Origin of the sequence: Streptomyces albireticuli, from assembly GCF_021228125.1 — a bacterium.
GTDB classification, from domain to species: domain Bacteria; phylum Actinomycetota; class Actinomycetes; order Streptomycetales; family Streptomycetaceae; genus Streptomyces; species Streptomyces albireticuli.
On sequence record NZ_JAJQQS010000067.1, the window covers coordinates 1 to 2,136 of the forward strand.

3 pseudogenes are annotated in these 2,136 nt (G+C 69.2%); 1 reads left to right on the plus strand and 2 read right to left on the minus strand.

Going from position 1 to position 2,136, the window contains the following annotated elements:
* Positions 1–490: 490 nt before the first annotated feature.
* Positions 491–883 (plus strand): annotated as a pseudogene (locus tag LUZ64_RS36535) (nucleoside 2-deoxyribosyltransferase domain-containing protein); the annotation flags it as partial.
* A gap of 60 nt (positions 884–943) precedes the next feature.
* On the opposite strand, the pseudogene LUZ64_RS36540 reads toward LUZ64_RS36535, so the two are convergent.
* Both LUZ64_RS36540 and LUZ64_RS36545 read right to left on the minus strand, forming a co-directional pair.
* Positions 944–1,309, minus strand: a pseudogene (locus LUZ64_RS36540) (NF041680 family putative transposase); the annotation flags it as partial.
* Between the two features lie 14 nt (positions 1,310–1,323).
* Positions 1,324–1,598: pseudogene (locus LUZ64_RS36545) on the minus strand (beta-ketoacyl synthase N-terminal-like domain-containing protein); the annotation flags it as partial.
* Between the last annotated feature and the right edge of the window lie 538 nt (positions 1,599–2,136).

A 2,136-nucleotide genomic window follows, 5' to 3' on the forward strand; every position in this document is an offset into this window, starting at 1 on the left:
CGACTGCACTCAAGTCTGGGCATGACCAGTCCCACCGAGTACGAAGCAGCACACTACGCTGACACAGAACCAGTAGCCGGCTGATCACCGGCCAACAAACCACCGGCAGGAAAGTCGGAACGGTTCAACCTCCCCCTCGCCTCGAAGGAACCTTCAAGCCCCTCTGCCACCTATGGCGACCACCAACCCGCGAACGTGCAACACCCCACACAAGATCTTTTCCACCCCGGCCGGGGCTCGGGCGTCCGGGGACATCCGAAGGGGCAGGGCCGTATCCGCCCATCCCGCCGGTTCCCGCGAGAGGATCACGCTCATGACAGAACTTCAGCACCTCGTCGGCGCACTCCCGGCCGACTACCTGCACGGGCGGTGGACGCTCGCCCCCACGGAGGAGCACCGGGCACGGACCCTGTCACTGTCCGCCAGCGCCGACCGCGGCCTGGACGGACTCGCCACCGGAGGCCTGCTCACCGGCACCTCGATCGCGGAGATGCTGCGCCCGCACCCGGACCTGCACGCTTGGAGGCTGGCCGAGGTCCTGCGCGCCTACCCCACCGGCGACCCCGGGGCGCAGGCCCTGGTCCGTGATCTCCTGGACGCCGTGGCCGGCCTCCGGGCACACCAGCCGGGCGCGGACCGGACCTACGTCGAGGCCCCGCACCCCTACACCGGGCAAGCCCCCGCGCTCTTCCTCGCCGGCGGCATCACCGGCTGCCCCGACTGGCAGACCCGCGCCGCCCTCCAGCTCCGCGCCGCAGGCACACCGGCCACCATCCTCAACCCCCGCCGCGCCCTATTCCCCGAGGGCGACGACCTGGTGGCCGCGCGGGAGCAGATCGCCTGGGAGCACACGCACCTGGCCCGGGCCGACGTGATCATGTTCTGGTTCTGTGCCGATAGGCTTCGGCACGCACGTCCTAAAAACCACGCCTCAGCTTGTCGATTATCCAGTTCGCCGGGGCTTCGTGCCTTTCTGGTGGTGAGCGGGGCGTGTGTATGCCTCGCTGGTCGCGAGGACTCTACCCACGTCATGACGGGTGGCCGGGCGGCGGTTCTTCGAGCCTGGCGGGCGGCCGGGGCCGAGCCGGGAGGTCTTCGGTGCCTCTGGGAGAACCGGACTTTGTGTACAGGTTTCTGAATCCCCTGCGGACGCGGGCAGGTGTGAGTCTGTTCGGCGGAGACAGCTTCTCCCATGGACGCCGGAGGCCGGTAGCCAGCGGACGGGCGAGCTGGAGCTGAGCGAATGCGGCGATCACCAGCCAGGAGTCGCCTCCGAACTGCGAAGCCGGGGCGTGGCCCACCCGAGGGTGGCGATGACCGTGACAGCCCGCTGTCGGCGAGGGCGTCGCGGGTGCAGGCGACGGCGAACTGGGCGGCCGGGTCCATTCTGCGGATCCGTCGAAGTCGACCTCGCCGGCGACCCGCGAACGAAAGGGCGCGGCGTCGAAGAAGGCGACCCTGCGGTTCGCCGTCCGCCCGTTGGCCAGCAGCTCCCAGAACTCCTTGGTGCCGCTACCCCCTGGGGCGCGAATCCCGATACCGGTGATCACTATGCGCCGTTCCTCCACGGCTGTCTTCCCTACGCCTGCGCCCACCAGGGGCGTCCGGAGCCCTGGCGGGATGTGCTGCCGGGGCTGCGAGCAGCGCCGGGGTACGGCCTCGACCCCCTCTGGAGGGGCATTCGGGAGCGGCTCGTCGTGGCTTCGTCGGCTCTGGCGGGCGTGCTTCGGCCGAGGCGAAGCCGACGCGGCCAGCCCGCTGCCGCTGCCGGTGGCCGATGGTGCGTGCCAGTGCCCTCGCAGGCTCCGACTGAACGGCCACCGTGTCCTACACAGTCGGTCGAACCGAGGGGAGATAGCGGCGTTGGGTCCAGCAGGGGCTTTTCTGACCAGCTCCTCATCTCGCGGCAAAACGTGGGGTAGGGCGCGTCAGACTACCGGGCCGGCGTAGCCAAGCCCCGGGCCCTGCCGTATGGATGACGAGGTGGGGCAACTTCCCTGGCCCGAACACTGAACCGTTCCGACTTTCCTGCCGGTGGTTTGTTGGCCGGTGATCAGCCGGCTACTGGTTCTGTGTCAGCGTAGTGTGCTGCTTCGTACTCGGTGGGACTGGTCATGCCCAGACTTGAGTGCAGTC